This is a genomic window from Bacillus sp. 5w2, from assembly GCF_054353775.1.
This window is the reverse complement of sequence record NZ_JBTIWT010000001.1, coordinates 656312-676153: the sequence shown is the minus strand read 5'-3', so window position 1 is coordinate 676153 and position 19842 is coordinate 656312. Positions and strand designations below refer to the sequence as shown.

General features: G+C 34.4%; 18 protein-coding genes. 14 read left to right on the top strand and 4 right to left on the bottom strand.

Translation table 11 applies throughout. The features are described 5' to 3' along the window. Positions 1-78: 78 nt before the first annotated feature. Positions 79-1719, top strand: a complete 1641-nt coding sequence (locus ACXY7N_RS03465; RefSeq protein ID WP_016134171.1) for a multicopper oxidase family protein — start codon at positions 79-81, stop codon at positions 1717-1719. 51 nt (positions 1720-1770) lie between these two features. On the opposite strand, the gene ACXY7N_RS03460 is transcribed toward ACXY7N_RS03465, so the two are convergent. Then, complete coding sequence (locus tag ACXY7N_RS03460; RefSeq protein ID WP_016134172.1) at positions 1771-2316, bottom strand: hypothetical protein; 546 nt, start codon at positions 2314-2316, stop codon at positions 1771-1773. Between the two features lie 333 nt (positions 2317-2649). Here ACXY7N_RS03460 and topB point away from each other — a divergent pair, with 333 nt between their 5' ends. Together topB and ACXY7N_RS03450 are read left to right on the top strand one after the other, a co-directional pair. After that, a complete protein-coding gene (topB, locus tag ACXY7N_RS03455) occupies positions 2650-4794 on the top strand; it encodes a DNA topoisomerase III (RefSeq protein WP_116363138.1) in 2145 nt (714 codons plus the stop codon). Positions 4795-5063: 269 nt separating this feature from the next. Beyond that, positions 5064-6311 (top strand): DUF4153 domain-containing protein, encoded by a 1248-nt coding sequence (locus ACXY7N_RS03450; RefSeq protein ID WP_098985822.1) that lies wholly within the window; start codon positions 5064-5066, stop codon positions 6309-6311. Between the two features lie 82 nt (positions 6312-6393). Here the strand turns inward: ACXY7N_RS03450 and ACXY7N_RS03445 are convergent, their stop codons facing one another. Then, on the bottom strand, positions 6394-7359 hold the full coding sequence (locus ACXY7N_RS03445; protein WP_116363137.1) for an arsenic resistance protein: 966 nt from the start codon (positions 7357-7359) through the stop codon (positions 6394-6396). Positions 7360-7652: 293 nt separating this feature from the next. Here ACXY7N_RS03445 and ACXY7N_RS03440 point away from each other — a divergent pair, with 293 nt between their 5' ends. The 5 genes from ACXY7N_RS03440 (at position 7653) to ACXY7N_RS03420 (ending at position 13224) form a co-directional block, all read left to right on the top strand. Beyond that, entirely contained in the window at positions 7653-8345 is a 693-nt protein-coding gene (locus ACXY7N_RS03440; RefSeq protein ID WP_016088347.1) for an FMN-dependent NADH-azoreductase, read from the top strand. Between the two features lie 240 nt (positions 8346-8585). Next, positions 8586-9944, top strand: a complete 1359-nt coding sequence (gene brnQ / locus ACXY7N_RS03435) for a branched-chain amino acid transport system II carrier protein (protein WP_116349065.1) — start codon at positions 8586-8588, stop codon at positions 9942-9944. Positions 9945-10029: 85 nt separating this feature from the next. Continuing rightward, positions 10030-10449, top strand: a complete 420-nt coding sequence (locus ACXY7N_RS03430; protein ID WP_000750833.1) for a VOC family protein — start codon at positions 10030-10032, stop codon at positions 10447-10449. Positions 10450-10780: 331 nt separating this feature from the next. After that, positions 10781-12430 (top strand): copper resistance CopC/CopD family protein, encoded by a 1650-nt coding sequence (locus ACXY7N_RS03425; RefSeq protein ID WP_488592280.1) that lies wholly within the window; start codon positions 10781-10783, stop codon positions 12428-12430. A 173-nt stretch (positions 12431-12603) separates the two neighbouring features. After that, the gene (locus ACXY7N_RS03420) at positions 12604-13224 is read left to right on the top strand and encodes a YcnI family copper-binding membrane protein (RefSeq protein WP_488592279.1); all 621 of its coding nucleotides are present in this window, start codon (positions 12604-12606) and stop codon (positions 13222-13224) included. Between the two features lie 42 nt (positions 13225-13266). On the opposite strand, the gene ACXY7N_RS03415 is transcribed toward ACXY7N_RS03420, so the two are convergent. Next, positions 13267-14172, bottom strand: coding sequence for a DMT family transporter (locus tag ACXY7N_RS03415; RefSeq protein WP_488592278.1), 906 nt, complete (start codon positions 14170-14172; stop codon positions 13267-13269). 97 nt (positions 14173-14269) lie between these two features. Between ACXY7N_RS03415 and ACXY7N_RS03410 the strand changes: the two genes are divergently transcribed. The 4 genes from ACXY7N_RS03410 (at position 14270) to ACXY7N_RS03395 (ending at position 17070) form a co-directional block, all read left to right on the top strand. Next, a complete protein-coding gene (locus ACXY7N_RS03410) occupies positions 14270-15139 on the top strand; it encodes a LysR family transcriptional regulator (RefSeq protein WP_016088342.1) in 870 nt (289 codons plus the stop codon). Between the two features lie 121 nt (positions 15140-15260). Beyond that, positions 15261-15692 (top strand): Rrf2 family transcriptional regulator, encoded by a 432-nt coding sequence (locus tag ACXY7N_RS03405; RefSeq protein ID WP_098561123.1) that lies wholly within the window; start codon positions 15261-15263, stop codon positions 15690-15692. A 70-nt stretch (positions 15693-15762) separates the two neighbouring features. Continuing rightward, on the top strand, positions 15763-16410 hold the full coding sequence (locus ACXY7N_RS03400; RefSeq protein ID WP_016088340.1) for a DsbA family oxidoreductase: 648 nt from the start codon (positions 15763-15765) through the stop codon (positions 16408-16410). A gap of 57 nt (positions 16411-16467) precedes the next feature. Continuing rightward, positions 16468-17070 (top strand): nitroreductase family protein, encoded by a 603-nt coding sequence (locus ACXY7N_RS03395; RefSeq protein WP_488592277.1) that lies wholly within the window; start codon positions 16468-16470, stop codon positions 17068-17070. 157 nt (positions 17071-17227) lie between these two features. Here ACXY7N_RS03395 and ACXY7N_RS03390 read toward each other — a convergent pair whose 3' ends face one another. Beyond that, positions 17228-17644, bottom strand: a complete 417-nt coding sequence (locus ACXY7N_RS03390) for a GNAT family N-acetyltransferase (RefSeq protein ID WP_016134176.1) — start codon at positions 17642-17644, stop codon at positions 17228-17230. A gap of 193 nt (positions 17645-17837) precedes the next feature. Here ACXY7N_RS03390 and ACXY7N_RS03385 point away from each other — a divergent pair, with 193 nt between their 5' ends. Beyond that, a complete protein-coding gene (locus ACXY7N_RS03385; RefSeq protein WP_016088336.1) occupies positions 17838-17972 on the top strand; it encodes a hypothetical protein in 135 nt (44 codons plus the stop codon). 118 nt (positions 17973-18090) lie between these two features. Then, positions 18091-19701, top strand: a complete 1611-nt coding sequence (locus ACXY7N_RS03380; protein ID WP_488592276.1) for an amidase family protein — start codon at positions 18091-18093, stop codon at positions 19699-19701. Positions 19702-19842 lie beyond the last annotated feature (141 nt).

The window sequence follows — 19842 nt, the reverse complement described above, 5'->3', positions numbered from 1 at the left end:
AGCTCATTGCACATCTCCATATTTTCTTGAAAATCATTTTTTATAATGATTTTGAAAAAGAAAAAGGAGGGGTTTTCTATGAAGCGATTTGTATTAACAGCAGTTACAGTCTCTATCATATCTTTAATTGCTGCATGTTCTGCGACCACAAATACAACAAATGAACATAAAAATATGAGCGATAAAAAAACACCACAGACTGAAACAGCTACAAAACCATTGAAGGTTGAAAAAGGACCAGAAGTTACTTTAATAGCGAAAGAAGAAAAGCAAAAATTAAGTAACGGTGTTATTGTTCCAGTCTGGACATTTAATGGCTCATCTCCAGGTCCAGAAATTCGGGTAAAAAAAGGCGAAAAGGTGAAAGTAACATTGAAAAATGAATTATCTGCACCAGTATCTATTCATTGGCATGGATATCCTGTCCCAAATCACATGGATGGAATTCCAGGCGTGACGCAAGATGCGGTTGAACCAGAGAAAAGTTTCACCTACGAATTTGAAGCGAACGTACCAGGAACGTATTGGTATCACTCACATCAAGATTCTGTAAATCAATTAGATAGAGGATTATATGGTTCTCTCGTTGTAGAAGATACAAATGAAAAGTATGATAAAGATTACACATTAATGTTAGATGAATGGATAACAGATAAAGAAGAGATTAATAAACAGTTAAAAGAAATGACAAAAGGGCAAAAAGGTAATAAATCTAAGGATAATGAAAATACGAAAAAGAATGATGATATGAACGGCATGGATCATTCTGGTATGGACATAAAGAGTGATAAAAAAGACTCTAGTAATATGGGAGGAATGGACCATGGAAATATGAAGATGGAAGGTCATGATATGAGTATGTATGACTTATTCACAATCAATGGTAAAAGTGAGGATTTAGTAGAGCCATTAAAAGTGAATAAGGGAGATAAAGTTCGTCTTCGACTCGTTAATGCTGGTTATCTATCACATGATATACATGTTCATGGTCATGATATAAAAGTAATTGCGACAGATGGTCAACCAATTAACGATCCAATAGTTATAAAGGATCAAGTAATTTCAATTGCACCAGGTGAACGTTATGATGTTGAATTTACTGCTAACAATCTTGGGAAATGGTATGTGGAAGACCATTCAGCAAATAAAGGTGTAAAAGGAATGAAAGCTGTTATTAAATATGATGGCAGCAAAGAGATGAAAGATAAAGCAAACGAAAAAGAAAAATTACCGAAATTAGATATGACGAAATACGGTGCTAAAAAATTAGGTAGTTTCACGTTAAATCAGCGGTATACTGCCACATATAATATGGATTTAAATACGCAAATGAATGGAAATGAAATGGTATATACAATTAACGGAAAGGTATTTCCGAATATTGACCCAATTCCAGTAAAAAAGGGTGATTTAGTAAAAGTAAAATTGGTAAATCGTTCTAAAATGGACAATCATCCAATGCATTTACATGGTCACTTCTTCCAGGTGTTGAGTAAAGATGGAAAATTGATAGAAGGTTCTCCAATTGTGAAGGATACTTTGAATCTAAAACCAGGTGAAGAATATGAAGTAGCCTTTGCAGCAGACAATCCGGGTGATTGGATGTTCCACTGTCATGATTTACACCATGCTTCCGCGGGGATGGTAACAGAAGTGAAATATACAGATTATAAATCTGACTATGTTCCCAACCCAAACATTCCTAATAAGCCAGAATAATATGAAGCAGTTACCCTTTGGATAGCTGCTTATTCATTTTCGGTGCAAGAGTCAATGTATATGTTGATCATGCCCGGGTGAAGGTGAAGGAGTATGATCGGGGAATGTTATGAATACCGAAACAATGATTACCACGCTAATTGAAAGCAATAACAAAAAACGCCGCTGAATAAAAGTAGAAAAGGTTTCTGATAAAAGTTGAATTATACATGACATAGTTATTGTTATAGTAAGTAAAAGGCTAATGAATAGTATACTATGAGCTTGTTGAGCGTTTAACATTTCTGTAATCATTGCTCCCATCATACTTGCCATTACCCCAGAGAACATTCCTTCTAAAGCAGTATACAGGTGAAAACGTAGACCGACTAAAAAGCCGATAAATCCACTAATCAAAATAGCAAGCAAAGTAGAATATAGTAATTCCCCTTTAAATAGAATACCTAAATAAAAACCTATACTTAAACCGATACTCATACTAAAAGACATAATAAATACCATATACTCCATTAGGGTACCCTCACGTTTAGAAATATATGATGTAATAATAATCGAGATACAACAAAGTGTTAAGGCAGTTAATGTATAAGCAAACATCATGATACCTCCCTGTCCTATCGTTCACTTCATCATATGTTCATATGGAGAGTACTTATGCTTATTTATATCTGCATATTATCTGCACAATTTAATAAATGTAAGTAAGTAGGTGCTTAATTTTTTGAGCATCTTTTTTATTTGTGAGCATGAGAAAGAAATTGTTATATAACGAGTTTCTATTGTGAAGCCATCAAGAATAAGCGTATAATATTATAGTTATCCCATTACTGGGAGTAACCCGTGAATGATAAATAAGATTGTTCTTTTATCATCGCCTCTAAACAGATAGACAATGAAAGTAACACTGGAATACAGATAGGGAGTTATAAAATGAAATTAATTATTGCCGAGAAACCAGATCAAGGTTTGGCTCTTGTTTCACAATTTAAATATCGCCGGAAAGATGGATATTTAGAAGTAGAAGCGAATGAGTTATTTCCAAATGGAGCGTACTGTACATGGGCAATTGGTCATTTGACGCAGTTATGTAATCCAGAGCACTATCACGCAGAGTGGAAAAAATGGTCACTTAATACGTTACCGATGATTCCAGAGCGTTTTCAATTTGAAGTAACAAAGTCGAAGTATAAACAGTTTAACGTTGTGAAACAGCTGTTACATAATCCGCAGGTAACAGAAATTATTCACGCGGGCGATGCCGGGCGTGAAGGGGAATTAATCGTACGAAACATTATTAATCTTTGCAACGTACAAAAGCCGATGAAGCGTCTTTGGATTTCATCTTTAACGAAGCAAGCTATTTACCAAGGGTTTAAAAACTTGCTTGATGAATCAGATACAATCAATACGTACTATGAGGCGTATACAAGGTCATGTGCGGATTGGGTCGTTGGTATGAATGCATCGCGTGTCTTTAGTATTTTGCTAAAGAAAAAAGGAATGAATGATGTATTTTCAGCTGGTCGTGTACAAACACCGACACTCGCATTAATTGTAAAGCGTGAAAAAGAAATAGAGAACTTTAAGTCAGAGCCATTTTGGGAAGTGTTCGCAACCTTTAATATGGAAGGAAAGAAGTATGAGGGGAAATGGGAGAAGGATAGTGAATCCCGCTTAAAGGACCCTGATATGGCAAATAAAATTGCGGCATTTTGCCAAGGGAAACCAGCTGTAGTAAAAGAAATGAAAACGGAGCGTAAAGAGTTTCAGCCGCCGTTTTTATTTAATTTATCAGCACTGCAAGCGACAGCTAATAAAGCTTTTAAATTTTCACCGAAAAAGACGCTTGATATAACACAAGCACTATATCAAAAAGGGATAGTTTCTTATCCTCGTTCAGATTCTAACTATGTTACACAAGGAGAAGCAGCGACGTTCCCTGATATTTTACAGAAGTTAAGTCAGTTTGATGAATATAAAAATTTATTACCGGCTCCGGTTGAATCAATTATGAATAATAAGCGTTATGTGAATGAAAAGAAAGTAACAGATCACTACGCAATTATACCGACAGAGCAAGTTACAAATCCAAGTAGATTATCAGGTGATGAAAAGAAAATTTACGATATGATCGTAAGAAGACTGATTGCGGCGCATTATGAAGTAGCAATCTTTGACTATACAACGATTGTAACGCTTGTAGATGAACGTGCTGAATTTATTTCAAAAGGAAAACAGCAAATTCAAGAAGGATGGCGTAAAGTTATTTTCCAAGACGATAAAGATGACGAAACAATTCTTCCAATTGTAGCTGAAGGTGAAGAAGGAAAAGTTGTGAAGGTAAAAGTAAAAGAAGGAAAAACACAACCACCGAAACGTTATACAGAAGGACAACTTATTACGTTAATGAAAACGGCAGGTAAGTATTTAGAGAATGAAGAGCTCGAGAAAGTATTAAAGAAAACAGAAGGTTTAGGTACGGAAGCGACTCGTGCAGGTATTATTACGATGCTGAAAGACCGTAAATATATAGATGTGCAGAAGAACCAAGTATATGCAACCGATAAAGGGAAAGTATTAATTACCGCAATCGGTGATAAAATACTAGCTTCACCAGAAATGACAGCGAAATGGGAGCAGCGCCTTGCAGAAATTGGTGAAGGTACAGCATCACCAGCTACATTTATGGAACAGACGAAAAAGTTATCAGCTAAAATTATTGAAGATGCGGTTGAAATGTCTGAGAAGTGGGATTTCACTGGATTACATGTTGAATCGATTGAACGAAAAGGATCGAAATTTACAACGGGTAAAAAAGTTGGAAGCTGTAAAAAATGTGATGGCGATGTGATTGATAAGTCAACGTTTTACGGTTGCTCTAATTACAACACGACACAATGTGACTTTACCATCTCGAAGAAAATATTAAGCAAAACAATTTCGCAAAAGAATATGGCAAAGCTTTTAAAAGGTGAGAAGACCGATTTAATTAAAGGCTTTAAAAAGGGCGAGAAAACATTTGATGCGAAGTTAGAGTGGAAAGATAATAAGATTAATTTTGTGTTTGAGAATTAAGTGTTTTCAACAAATAAAAAAACATGATAATTAAACTGTATCCTATAGAATAGACACTTAAAAAAGTCTATTCTATAGGATATTTTTTTGAATAAGTAGTACTATTTATTTTTATTTAAAATAAAATATACAATAAAAAAATCTTAATAATTGATAATTATTTATTGTAAAACAATAAATTTTGTATTAAAATCAATATCGTGATAAATCAGTGAGTTGCTTTTTATAGAAAGGTAACAACGCTGTTTTTTATTAGAGGAGGTAAAACTATGAACAATCACAATTTGATTATTGAAAATATGGATAATCCTCATGAGTTGGAGAGAATGTATAGAAAAGACCCAAAAGCTTTTAAAAAGTCATTCTCACAAGCATGGGATAAAAATCCTGATTCTCAGGTGCTAGCTGCTTGGTATGAAAGGTTGCATTTCAAGGAGACGGCAAATAAAGAAAAAATATCACTGTTTCAAAAAGGTTTCTTATTCATGGGCATGTTAGCTATTCTAGCTGGGCTAAGCACTAGAATCATTTTCCACTTTGTTGAGCAGGAAGCAATTGCTCCAATAAATTTGGCTTTTGGTGTAATTCCCTTTATTGCTGCTTATTTTATTTACAATAATACTCCGAAAAAAAGTATTATTTATTTTCTTGCAGCGTTGTTCCTAATGGCCGGGTTGTATCTTAATACGTTGCCATTAAATTATAAAGACAGCAGTATCCTTGCGTATTTACATCTTCCTATATTGTTATGGGTCTTATTGGGACTTGCGTTTACAGGAAATGAATATTCAAAAGGCAGTACAAGGTTAGCTTATATTAAATTTAATTTAGAATATGGTATTCTCTACGCGAGCATGGCAGTGAGCGGAATGATACTAGCAGTATTCACCATGAAGTTATTTAGCTTCGTTGATTTGGATATAGGAGAATTCTATTTTAGTAATGTTGTTTTATTTGGAGCTGCGGCTCTCGCTGTAGTGGCTGCATACTTAGTATCATTGAATCTTAAACTTGCTAAAAATATTACACCATACATATCTAAAATTTTTAGTCCTCTCGTCCTGATCACATTGTTTATCTATCTTATAACTGTAATTTTGGTCGGGAAAAATCCATTCTTGGATCGCAATTTCCTAATGGCCTTCAATGGAATACTTCTTGGTGTATTGGCCGTTACCATATTTTCTATCGTTGAGAGTGACTCGGACGAGAAAAAGAGCATTTCAGATTATATAAATTTTGCCTTAATTGTTCTGTCGCTTATTATTGACACTGTCGCTTTGTCAGCCATCGTATTCAGACTCTCTTCTTACGGGATTACACCTAATAGACTTGCTGTTTTAGGCGTAAACATACTGATTTGGGCAAATCTCATTTGGATTATGTTTTCCTATATGCGTTTCTTGCAAAACAAATCAGGACCGACAGCTATCCAAGATGCCGTTACGAAGTATTTGCCAATCTACGGACTTTGGGCAGCTTTCGTAATATTTACTTTTCCTATAATTTTTAAATAGAAAGGCTTTGTTAATGTAATTGCAAGGTAATCTTCTATAATTTCTCGAAAATAAAAAACGTCCTAAAGTAGGACGTTTTTTATTATGTATATTGTTGTTTTCTCTTAATAAGCAACAACACTTGTGAAACACAAGCAAGTACTGGCAGTTCAATCAACGGTCCAATAACTAACGCGAGAGCGATAAGAGGTTCGTCTGGAAAAGCGGTCACAGCAATAGCGAGAGCAACAGGTGAGTTTCTTGCTAATGTTGTTAAGTTTAAACTTACTGTATCTTTATAAGATAAATGCATAATGCGTCCGATAAATTGTCCTAGTACCAAATTAATGATGAAGAACAATAGAACAGGAATGAGTAATAATAAAACGACTTTCATATTTTGTAGTAAATATTTTCCTTGTGATGCAAACATCGCTACTATTGCTAAACTTAAAAATACAATTTGGGCAGAGCTGAAAAACGGAATGAGTTTATTCTCGAGTGTTTCAGCTTTTTTCAGTTTATTCATAATGAATTTTGTAGTGTGTGCAAGTAAAAATGGTAAGACGATTACGATAACAATACTTTCTACTAAAACAGAAACTGCTACAGTCTTCATAACACCAGCAAATAAAAATAAATAAATGGGAAGGAGTAGTACTTGCAAAATTAAATTTACCGGTAAAATCGCTGTAGAAAGTGCTACATTACCTTTCGCTATTTCAGTAAAGATTAAGTACCAATCTGTACATGGAGTAACCATTAACATAATAAATCCAACCCAAAGTGCTGGATGATCGGAAAGAAATAGTGCTCCTAATCCCCAAGCGAGGAGAGGTGTCCATACAAAATTAATAGTAAGGCTCGTTCCAGCAAATTTTAAATTACGAAATCCATTTTTTATTTCTTTTAAAGGGATGCTGAGGAATAATCCATATAGCATGAAAAATAAGAAGGGAACAATAAATTTGTCTGAATACATATGTATGACATTAAATTGTCCAAGTATGATGCCGCATGTAACAGCAAAAAGAATAATAAAAGTTTGAATCTTTTCTATAGTGCTCATGAATAAATCCTTTCTAAATATGAATTTTCCTCTCTAAGTTTATTATACAAGTAATAAAGTCGTATTTGGTGTTCAATTGTATTTTAGTTAATATTTTTAATTCGAGATTTAAATTAATATTAAAAGTTACTTGACTAAAGTAAGTGGCTATATTACAATCACTTACATAAGGTAATTAAATAACAAAAAGTTTTGATTAGCTTTATTTAAGGTATCAATTGGAACTTTTTATTAGAATAAGAATTTTTATGATGATGAATAATGAATATGATAAGAAAGTTTAGGTGAAGAAAGTGGGATTATTTAGCTCGTTATTTGGTAAAAAAGAAGAAAATACAAAAGTAGAGGGGAATAAAAAAATGTCAAAAGTATTATTTGTAAAAGCAAACGATCGTCCAGCGGAGCAAGCAGTTAGTTCAAAAATGTATGAAACATTTGTAAGTACTTATAAAGAAGCAAATCCGAATACAGAAATTACAGAGTTAGATTTATTTGCATTAGATCTTCCTTATTACGGAAATATTGCTATTTCAGGTGGATACAAACGTAGCCAAGGTATGGAGTTAACAGCTGAAGAAGAGAAGGCAGTTGCTACAGTAGATCAATATTTAAATCAGTTTTTAGAAGCGGATAAAGTTGTATTTGCGTTCCCATTATGGAACTTTACAGTACCAGCACCATTAATCACATATATTTCATACTTATCTCAAGCTGGAAAAACGTTTAAATATACAGCTAATGGTCCAGAAGGTTTAGTTGGTGGTAAGAAAGTAGTTGTGTTAGGTGCTCGTGGTTCAGATTACTCTTCAGAACAAATGGCTCCTATGGAAATGGCAGTTAATTACGTAACAACTGTACTTGGATTCTGGGGAATTACAAATCCAGAGACTGTTGTAATTGAAGGGCACAACCAATATCCAGATCGCTCACAACAAATTGTTGAAGAAGGTCTAGAGAACGTTAAGAAAGTAGCGGCAAAATTTTAATTAATTGATAGTAAAATGGAAAAACCAACATGGATGACCATGTTGGTTTTTTAGTCTATTTTTCATGTTAAAAAATGTATATTTATAAAATAAAAGAAAAGTTTGAAAATAGTATTGCAAAATATTATATAGCAAACTATAATGAGTTCAAGAATAGTTGATACTTAAATTAAATATTCAGAAAATTCAATTAGTTAAAATTGGAAAATGAGATAAGGAAATTTGAATGGAGGTTATATTATGACGAATAAAGTACCGTTTTCGTTCATAGTAGTTATTGGTTTAATGTTATTTGCACTATTTTTTGGAGCAGGAAATTTAATTTTCCCGGCAATGCTTGGTCAATCGGCAGGAGAAAATGTATGGATTGCTAACGCTGGATTTTTAGTAACGGGTGTTGGATTACCATTACTAGGTGTACTAGCATTTGGTTTTTCAGGTAAAGATGATTTACAGTCATTAGCAAGTCGTGCTCACCCAGTGTTCGGGATTGTGTTTACAACAGTTTTATACTTAGCGATCGGTCCGTTATTTGCAATACCGAGAACAGGAAATGTATCTTATGAAATTGGTCTTAAGCCGTTTATGCCAGAGGGAGTAGGTTCTACACCTTTAATTCTTTTCACAATTATATTCTTTAGCATCACTTGTTTTTTTTCGCTAAATCCTGCGAAAATTGTCGATATTGTTGGAAAAATCTTAACGCCAATTAAGTTAACTTTCATCGGTATTTTAGTAATCGTTGCTTTTATACATCCGATTGGAGATATGCAAGCACCGGTAGAAGCTTATACATCACATGCATTCTTTAAAGGATTCCAAGAAGGATACTTAACAATGGACACGCTCGCATCATTCGTATTCGGAATCATCATCATTAATGCAATTAAAGAAAAAGGTGCGAAAACGAAAACACAAATTATGGTCGTTTGTGCAAAAGCGACAATCATTGCAGCATCTATTTTAGCAATTATCTATACAGCTCTTTCTTATATGGGTGCTTCAAGTGTTGCGAAGCTTGGACATTTAGAGAACGGTGGAGAAGTATTAGCGAAAGTTTCTAACTACTATTTTGGATCATATGGCGGAGTATTATTAGGATTAATGATTACAGTAGCGTGTTTAACAACTAGTGTGGGACTTGTATCAGCATGTTCTTCATTCTTCCATAAGTTATTCCCAAATGTTCCTTACAAAGCAATTGCAATCACGCTATGTGTATTTAGTGCAATTGTTGCAAACGTAGGATTAACACAATTAATTGCAGTTTCTGTTCCAGTATTAACAGCAATTTATCCACTAGCAATCGTATTGATTTTCTTAACATTCTTCCATTCATTATTCAAAGGAAGAGCTGAAGTTTATCAAGTGAGTTTAATCGTAACATTTATCATCAGCTTATTTGATGGACTAAGTGCAGCTGGAGTTAACATTGAAGTAGTGGGCCAAGTATTCACTAAATTCCTACCGATGCAGGAAGTAGGATTGGGCTGGATCTTCCCAGCGATTATCGGTAGTTTTATCGGATATGGCATTAGCGTTTTAAAAGCAAAAAATCAAGTTCAACCAGCAGCAAATACAAATAAGAAAATTGGTTAAATAAAAAAGTTATAGAATTTTTGATTCTATAACTTTTTTTGTTACTATTAATAATGAGAAAAAATAAAGTAGTAGGGGAAATAAAATGAAAAAAACAATTGATCATATCGGCATCGCAGTTCGAGATATAGATAGTACGATACGTTTTTATGAAAAGGTGTTGTTAGGCACTTTAATAGATCGTTACGTAAGTGAAGCACCTGGTGTTGAAAGCGAAGTAGCCATTCTTGAAGTGGATGGAGATAGAATCGAATTACTTGCACCGACAAATAACACCACTTCACCAATTGCCCGATTTATAAAACAAAAAGGTAAGGGTGTTCATCACGTTGCGTATCGTGTCGATGATTTAGATGTAGCTTTAGAAGAGTTAAAAGAACAAGGTATTCGAACGTTAGAGCATACACTTCGAATTAATAAACACGGCAGAAGATTAATATATCTTAACCCAGCGGATACAGAGGGAACAATCATTGAATATTGTGATTATCCGGAAGAGAAGTAAAGAGACTTTATTATTGAAGAAGGGTATTACGTAATAACGTAATACCTTTTTTATTTATGTATTTCACACTTTCTTCACAAATGATTCACGATAACTTTTCTTCTTCAAGAACTTACATAAATATATTTTATGATATAATAACAATCGACTTTAAAAATGTAAGTTGTATCCGTGAAGGTAGTTACTATTATATTAGAAGTTTAGAGGTGAGAGAGAAATAAAGAGTTATACTGTATAGAAGTTTATATTTAATCAGGTTAATATTTCTTCAAGTAATCGACTTGAGAAGTAGATGTAATGAAAATAGAGCAATGAGGAAGAAAGAAGTGAAATGAGTGTGAAAGTAATGAGAAGGTTAGGGGCATGGTTATTAATTGCATGCGTGCTTATTATATTGATGCCGAAAAGTGCATCTGCTCATGCGTACATTGTGAAATCAAATCCTGCTGAAAATGAAACGTTGAAGAAAGCACCAGCTGTTGTAAAAATTGAATTCGATGAGGATATACAAGTTTCACATTTTAATACATTGTTTGTAAGAGATACCTCAGGTACAAGAGTAGATTTAAAAGATGCTCATATTGATAAAAGAAATAAAAAACTATTAGAAGCTGGATTAAAAGATAATCTCAAAAACGGTCTCTACTCTATTCAGTGGAAAGTGATTTCTGCTGATGGGCATCCCATTCAAGGAGTTATTCCGTTCCGCATTGGGGCAGTAGAAGCTGGAACAGAAGATATACAAGTAGAAGAGATGGGTTATGTCCCGCAAATTGATATGATTATGGAACGTGGAATTCTATATACAAGTTTCTCACTATTTATAGGAGTGCTATTCTTTAACCTTATTATATATAAAGAAAATGCAACCTCGGTTCGATCAAGGAGTAAGAACATAATATGGATCTCCTTATTTGGGATATTTATTAGCTTGTTATTCAATTTACCATTGCAAGCGAAAATAAATGCTGATGTTTCATGGCTAGAAGCATTCGATCCTTTACTATTAAAAGAAACATTACAGCTTTCTGTTTTTAGTTACGTATGGCTCACTCAAATGACTCTTATTAGTTTGCTTATAATCGTTACGTATTTTGCGATGAAGCGTGAGAAGTTGTCGTCGTTTAAGGTATGGAGCATTCCAATAGTATTGTTTATCGGGATACTTGTTATGAAAGCCTTTAATAGTCATGCATATGGTTTAAAGTTTAAAGAAATTGCTGTCGTTATGGATTTTCTACATTTATTTGCAGCTTCATTATGGATTGGCGGTCTATCATCCATTATTCTTCTTTTACATAAAGAGGAAGACAAGTGGAATATGTATTGGGATATGATTAAGCGTTTTTCACCTTGGGCAACAGGTGCTGTCATCGTGATTTTAATAACAGGTCTTTTTAACAGTACATTTTTTATTCCAACAATCCACTCGTTATTTGATACGAAGTATGGATTAGCTTTATTAGCAAAGATAATTTTATTCATTTTCATGGGGATATTGGGAATTATTCATTATGTGAAAGGAAAAATGAGAGCGGAGCAAGGATTAGGCGCTACGGTGAAAGTAGAGTTTATCATTGGAATTATCATTTTCGTAATCGTAGCTTTTATGACAAACGTACAAACACCACCGATGCCTCCTACTGGACCTTTTACAGAGAGTAAACAATTAGATAATGGATATGAACTTACGCTAAATGTAAGTCCTAATAAAGTAGGGCAAAATATATTCCATATTACTTTAAAGGATGAGAACGGACAACCTGTTACTGATATGGAGCAAATTATATTAACGACTCAATCGTTAGATATGAATATGGGAAAAGGATCATTTAAAGTTTCGGCAGTTTCACCGGGAGAATATGAAGCGGAAGGTATGTATATTAACATGACAGGCAACTGGAATATACAGGTACATGGATTAACAAAATCACTTGATAGCTTCGATACTGATTATAAATTTATTGTAGGTGGCAGATAAAGTGAAACTTTAATCAGTAGGGGTATCCCCCACTGTTTATTAGCCCGCACCAATTGGGCTTTTACGGGCAGCCCCCCGCCTAACTTCTTTGCTTTCGCTGAATTTTGAGGTAGTCATACTGCCCGTTAAAGCGGGGGAAAGAGACGTTATAGATGAAAAGGAGTAAATAGAAAATGAAACGTATAAAAAAATTAGGAACAACAATGATAGCAACAGTAATTGCAATGGGAATTTTTTCGTTACCTGTTAGTGCGCACGTAACTGTGAAGCCAGCAACTTCTGACATTGGCTCTTGGGAGACTTACACGATAAAAGTACCAGTTGAAAAAAATGTAGCAACGACAAAAGTTACACTGAAAATACCGTCTGGAGTAGAGTTCCAACAGTATGAACCAGTGCCAGGATGGAAAGTGGAGGAGCAAAAAGATAATGCCGGAAAAGTTAAAACTGTAGTATGGGAAGCGACAGGAGAAGGGATTTTACCCAATCAGTTCCAGCGATTTACTTTCGTCGCTAAAAATCCGGATAAAGAGCAAAAAATAGCTTGGGATGCATACCAACAATATAAAGACGGAGAAATTGTTGAATGGACAGGCGATGAAAAAGCTGAAAAACCACATTCACTTACTACAATTGCAAAAGGTACGTCATTAACAGGAGAACATGGTGAAGTGTCTAATGTAGAAAAGAATGAAGGTACTAGTAATATGCAAGTAATAGCGATTGTTTTATCTATTTTGGCGATTGTATCGTCGGTAGGTGCGTGTGTTTTTGTAGTACGTCGTAAAAAGTAAGATATAAGAAAGAGCCTACAAACAGTAGGCTCTTTCTTATGTTTATTTCACCTCAACCTGCTGCCTTACAGTAAGTGTTTTCGGCTTTATATTTACGAAGCAAATACTCACAACAATAAATAATAGTCCGATGAATAAGCTAATAGTAATGGCCTCATGTAAGAAAATTGAACTTACAATAATAGCGATTAGTGGAATGAGGAATGTATAAGCCCCAACTTTACTTGCTTCACCAGCTCCAACAAGAGTGAAGTATGCAAGCCATCCCATTGCAATAACAAAGAATGAAATGAAGAGCAGTACACTAACAAACGGTATACTCCAAGCGATACTAGACCAGCTTTCAAACTCTGATCCAAATCCAATTAAGCAAAGGCCGCCAATAATAAGTTGCAGTGTTACCATCCAAATGGCATTAACGCGGTGACCAGTCTTCTTAATAAATACTGTGCCAAGCGCCCAGCCAATAGCGCATCCTAATGCGAGAAGGATTCCAATAATAGAAATATGTCCAGTTAAACTACTAGAGCTAATAACACCTACACCAATAAACCCAAGAACAAGGCCGAAAATTTTTAAGCCGTACATAGATTCTTCAAGCCAAATCCATGAGAAAATTCCGAGTAAAACAGGTTGTAGAAAGACAATGGCAGAAAATAACCCAGCAGGCATATATTGAAGGCCAACAGTTTGTAACCCGTAAAATATAATGATGTTAAGTAAAGAAGAAATAACGTATAAATGCCAAGTTTCTTTTAAATGTAACTCTTTGTATTTCGGTAAAGCGAAAAGAAGTAAAATGAATCCTCCAATTAAAGTTCGAACGCCTGCAAATAAAACGGGTGGTGTATAATGCAGGGCAAACTTAGATAAAGGCCAATTGATTCCCCACATGAAAACGAGAAACGTAAGGATTATGGCTGTCTTAGTTCGAGAAAGCTGTGTCACTGTAAAACCTCCTTGGTGTTATTCATCTCACTATGATATGATATCGACTGTGATAAATAAAATGAATCTTTTTTATAAGGAGTATAAGTGATTAGTTATGACCATTACACAACTGCAAGTATTAATAAAAACTGTTGAGTTAGGTAGTTTTACGAAGGCTGCTCGGGTGTTAAATATGACGCAGCCAGCTGTAAGTCATGCCATTTCAAGTATTGAGTCAGAGTTAGGAGTTACTATTCTTATACGTGATAAACGAAAAGGATTACTTGTTACGGATGTAGGAAACAGAATTCTTGTACATATTAGAGAGATTTTGAACGGCGTAGAGAAGATTGAACAAGAAGTTGCGATGGAGAAAGGACACGAAGTTGGGACGATTCGAATTGGTAGTTTTCCGAGTGCATCTGCACATTTCTTACCCAAAATGATAAATCTTTTTAAGGAGAAGTATCCGAACCTAGAAGTAGTTCTTTGTGAAGGGACGATTAAAGAAGTTGAAGATTGGTTAGTATCGAGGGTTGTTGATATAGGAATTGTTATTTTGCCTAATAAAGATATGGAGATTGTCCCATTAACGAAGGGGAAAATGGTTGTTATCTTAAGAGAGGATCATCCTCTTTGTAAGAAGGGATCTATTACAATTAATGATTTAGAGAATGAACCAATCATATTATGTAAGGGCGGATACGAACCACCCATTATTGATATGTTTAAACAAGCCAACGTACCACTTCGGGCTGAATATATAATTTCGACAGTTACTACTGCTTTAAATATGATTCAAGAAGGGTTAGGTATTGCAATATTAGCTGAATTATCTTTAACGAATTTACCAAAGAATGTGCAAACGAGAGAATTGGAACCGCAAGTATGGAGAGAAATTGCTTTAGCTGTTCCTTCATTAAAGGATTCTTCAATCGCTGTGCAACTATTTATTGAAGAATTTCAAGCGCTATTTGCAGAATGAAAAAAAGTGTCTCATATATCATAATGGGACACTTTTTTAATTTACTTATAAAAAATCTATGAAAAGGATTGACTTATCTTTTTGTTGTAACTATAATGATTACATCGAGGTGGTAATCACGATGAAAATTAGTAGCCGCTTTTCTATAGCTGTTCATATTTTATCTATTTTGAAAAACAATCCATCTTCACTTTGTACTTCAGACTATATGGCTGAAAGTGTCAATACAAATCCAGTAGTGATTCGTAAAATTATGTCGTACTTGAAACAAGCTGGTTTTGTTTACGTAAACCGAGGTCCAGGTGGCGCAGGGTTATTAAAGGATTTACATGAAATCACATTGTTAGATGTGTATCATGCAGTAAATGTAGTAGAAGAAGACAAACTATTTCATATTCACGAGCAACCAAATCCAGATTGTCCAATTGGAGCAAATATTCAATCGGTATTAGAAATTATTTTAATTCAAGCACAATCCGCAATGGAAGAGGTTTTGAGAAATATTACGATGGGCCAGCTGTTTGAAACTCTGCAAGAAAAAATGAATGCTTAAATAATATTTATATTTTTTTATCATTAATGTAACTTATTTGATTACAACTAAAAGGTAAGGTGTAAAAGTTATGACTGTAAAAATGAAAGTATACTCAGATTTTATATGTCCATTTTGTTTTTTAGCAAAAGGTCCGTTAGATGAAGTAGCGAAAGAAAAAGGTGTAGAAATTGAATGGATGCCATTTGAATTACGTCCAAGTCCATATTCAAAAATAGATCCATGGAATGAGCCAGAAAAATTAGGTTCATGGGATGCTTTCATTCTACCGACAGCGAAGAAATTAGGAATCGATATGCGCTTGCCGCGTGTTTCACCGCATCCATATACACATTTAGCTTTCGAAGGGTGTCAATTTGCGAAAGAACGTGGACTAGGAAATGAGTATCATCACCGCGTATTCACAGCATTTTTCCAAGAAGAGCAAAACATTGAAGATATTGATGTGTTAACAAAATTAGCGGTAGAAGTAGGTCTTCCTGAAGCTGAATTTAAAGAAGCTTTAGTAACTCGTAAATATAAAGAAAAGCATCAAGAAGCAATTCAACACGCATATGATGAAGCGAATATTATGGCTGTTCCAACTGTCATGATTGGAGATGAAGTCATTCAAGGGCTCGCTAGTAAAGAAACGCTACAAAGAGTCATTGATAAAGAAATTGAAAAAGATAAAAATTCATTTGAAGGTATGCAATGTAATACAGATGGATATTGCTAATTCGCTTGTTATGAAATAACAAAATAAATTATAAAACAAATATTTGGAGGAATTAATATGTCAGCAACTACAACAAACTTAAAAGAAGCAATCGTGAACCGTCGTTCCATTCGTAAAGTAACAAAAAACGATGCAATTACGAAAGAAAGAATTGAAGAGGTTTTAAAAACAGCTCTACACGCACCAACATCTTTCAATATGCAAAGTGGCCGTATGGTCGTATTAATGGACGGAGAGCATGAAAAGTTTTGGGATATTGTTAAAGAAACACTAAGAGCTCGCGTACCAGCAGAAAACTTTGAAGCGACTGTAGAAAGACTAAAAGGTTTCCATGCAGGTGTTGGGACTGTGTTATTCTTTGAAGATCAAGCAACAGTAGAAAAAATGCAAGAAAATGCACCATTATATAAAGATCAGTTCCCATTCTGGTCTCATCAAGGAAATGCAATGTTACAACATACTGTATGGATGTTATTATCAGCTGAAGGAATTGGCGCATCATTACAACATTACAATCCAATTGTAGATGCTGAAGTGAAAGAAACTTGGAATATTCCAGCAGAGTGGAGCTTAGTAGGACAAATGCCATTTGGTGAGTCAAATGAACAACCGGGAGAAAGAACATTCTTACCTACTGAAGATGTAGTGAAATTTTATTAATAAATTTAATATATAAAAATTTAGATAAATGAAAAGACAGTACATATTAGCATATATGTACTGTCTTTTCATATGTAATGTTAAACTCTTACTGCAAGAACAATTTCCTTCATATGAATCGAAGTCTTTCCTTACAAGTAAAAATCTATTATGTTTATTATTTTGAAATGACAGTAAACATCCCTGTCATGTTTGGTGAGTAATCTTTAAAATCAAACTTTTCATAGAACGATTCTTTACCTTCTGATGCAAATAAACCGACAAACGCCTTATCAGGGGCATTCTCATGTAAGTATGCAACTAAACGATGCATGATTTCTTTCCCAATACCATGTTTCTGATAATCTGGATGAACTACTATATCTTGAATATAGAAATAGATAGATCCATCGCCAACAATTCTCCCCATGCCGATAATTTGTTCATTATCTTTGACTGTGATGCAGTGAATAGAATGCTTCAGTGAAGTTTCCGCCACTTCAAAATTCATATAATTAGACCATCCAACAGAATCACACAAATATTTGTACTCTTCCAATGTGGGAATGTTATGTTTAAACTCATATGTTTTCAAAATGTATCCTCCAAGTCCTTAAATTCAACAAGTATATAAATTCGACATTTTTTGATGTTTTCCTTCTCTTACACAACTGAATTCCCTTTTAGCTATTGAATTTCGTACAGTTTCCTTATTTGTATTTGTGTTAATTTATAGGAGTTTAGGGAAGAAATATAAGAAATAATGCAGTAGGAAGGGCCGTGGAAAAATGAATGACGAGAAAAAATATACAGTGGTAGGTACTGATGTTGAGGAAGTAAAGCGTTTAAATAAAAATTCAGGATTAACTTATAATCAAGTAAAGGAATTATTAGCGAAGCGAATGCAAAAAAGAAACGATTAGATTGAAATAATTAAGTTTTTCATTTAGCATTTTGTCTAGAGAGTTACGTAGAATATAACTCTCTTTTTTATATAGAAAGAAGCTACAACTGAGCAACTTTTAGAATGGAGGAAGCAACATGAAGAAATGGGTAAAGATAACGCTTTCTATCACTGGAGGTATTGTCCTATTAGCATGTGTCGGTGGATATTACGTGTATAAAAATTATTTTCCAAAGGAACCTGAGCGAATCGTATATGATAAAGATAGAGTGTTAAAACCGATACATAATCAGCTGAAAGGGATCAACATAGATAATGTAAAGATAAAAGAAAAAGAGGTTGTAAATGCGACTGTAGATGAGCTTCAAAAAATGATTGATGATGGGAAATTATCATATGAAGAATTAACGAGTGTATATCTTTTTAGAATACAAGCGCATGACCAAAATGGAATATCATTAAATGCTGTTACAGAGGTTAATCCAAATGCAATGGAGGAAGCGCGAAAGTTAGATAAAGAAAGGTCTTTCAATAAGAAGTCTAACTTATATGGCATGCCAGTCATCGTAAAAGATAATGTACAAACGGAAAAGGTGATGCCGACAAGCGCGGGAACTTATGTGTTAAAAGATTGGATTGCAGATGAAGATGCGACGATTGTGAAGAAGTTGAAAGAAGAAGGTGCTTTTGTTTTAGGAAAAGCGAATATGTCTGAGTGGGCAAATTATTTATCCTTTACAATGCCTAGCGGATATAGCGGGAAAAAAGGACAAAATTTGAATCCATACGGTCCGATTACGTTTGATACATCGGGATCAAGTTCAGGATCTGCTACAGTAGTTGCGGCAGATTTTTCACCACTTGCAATCGGGACGGAAACGACTGGATCAATTGTCGCACCAGCGACGCAGCAATCAGTAGTTGGGTTACGCCCATCACTAGGTATGGTGAGTAGATCAGGCATAATTCCGTTAGCTGAAACACTTGATACTGCAGGACCGATGGCAAGAACGGTAAGGGATGGGGCAACATTATTTAACGCAATGGTAAGTTATGATGAAAAAGATGCTATGACAGAAAAAATGAAAGATAAAGAAAGAATTGATTATACGAAGGATTTATCAATAGATGGATTGAAAGGGAAAAAAATAGGGGTTCTTTTTTCAATAGATCAACAAGATGAGAATAGAAAGGAAGTAGCAGAAAAGATTAGAAAAGACCTTCAAGACGCCGGTGCGATATTGACTGATGACATTCAGTTAAACGATGAGGGTGTAGATAATCTGCAAACATTAGAATATGAGTTCAAACATAATGTGAACGATTATCTTTCACAGCACAAAAATGTACCAGTAAAATCGTTAGAAGAAATTATAGCGTTTAATAAAAAGGATAGTAAAAGACGAATGAAATATGGACAAACATTAATTGAGGGCTCTGAAAAATCTGCTATAACGAAAGATGATTTTGAAAAAGTAGTGCAAACGAGTCAAGAAAATGCAAGAAAAGAGCTAGATAGGTATTTAGTAGAAAAAGGTTTGGATGCTTTAGTCATGATTAACAATGATGAAGTTTTGCTATCAGCTGTAGCTGGCTATCCAGAATTAGCGGTGCCAGCAGGATATGATAACAATGGAGAGCCGGTAGGTGCGGTGTTTGTTGGGAAGCAATTCAGTGAGAAGGAACTATTCAATATTGGTTATGCGTATGAACAGCAGTCTAAAAATAGAAAATCACCTAAATTGTAAAAGGTTAAACGAAAAAAAGAGCTCCACTGAAGTAAGTAGGGGGGCTAATATAAATAGAATCTAACAATATAAAAGAAAAAAAGGATTCTTCTCAATTAGTAAGAAAGATTGTCTATAGAAGTTCATAAAATGTAATATATT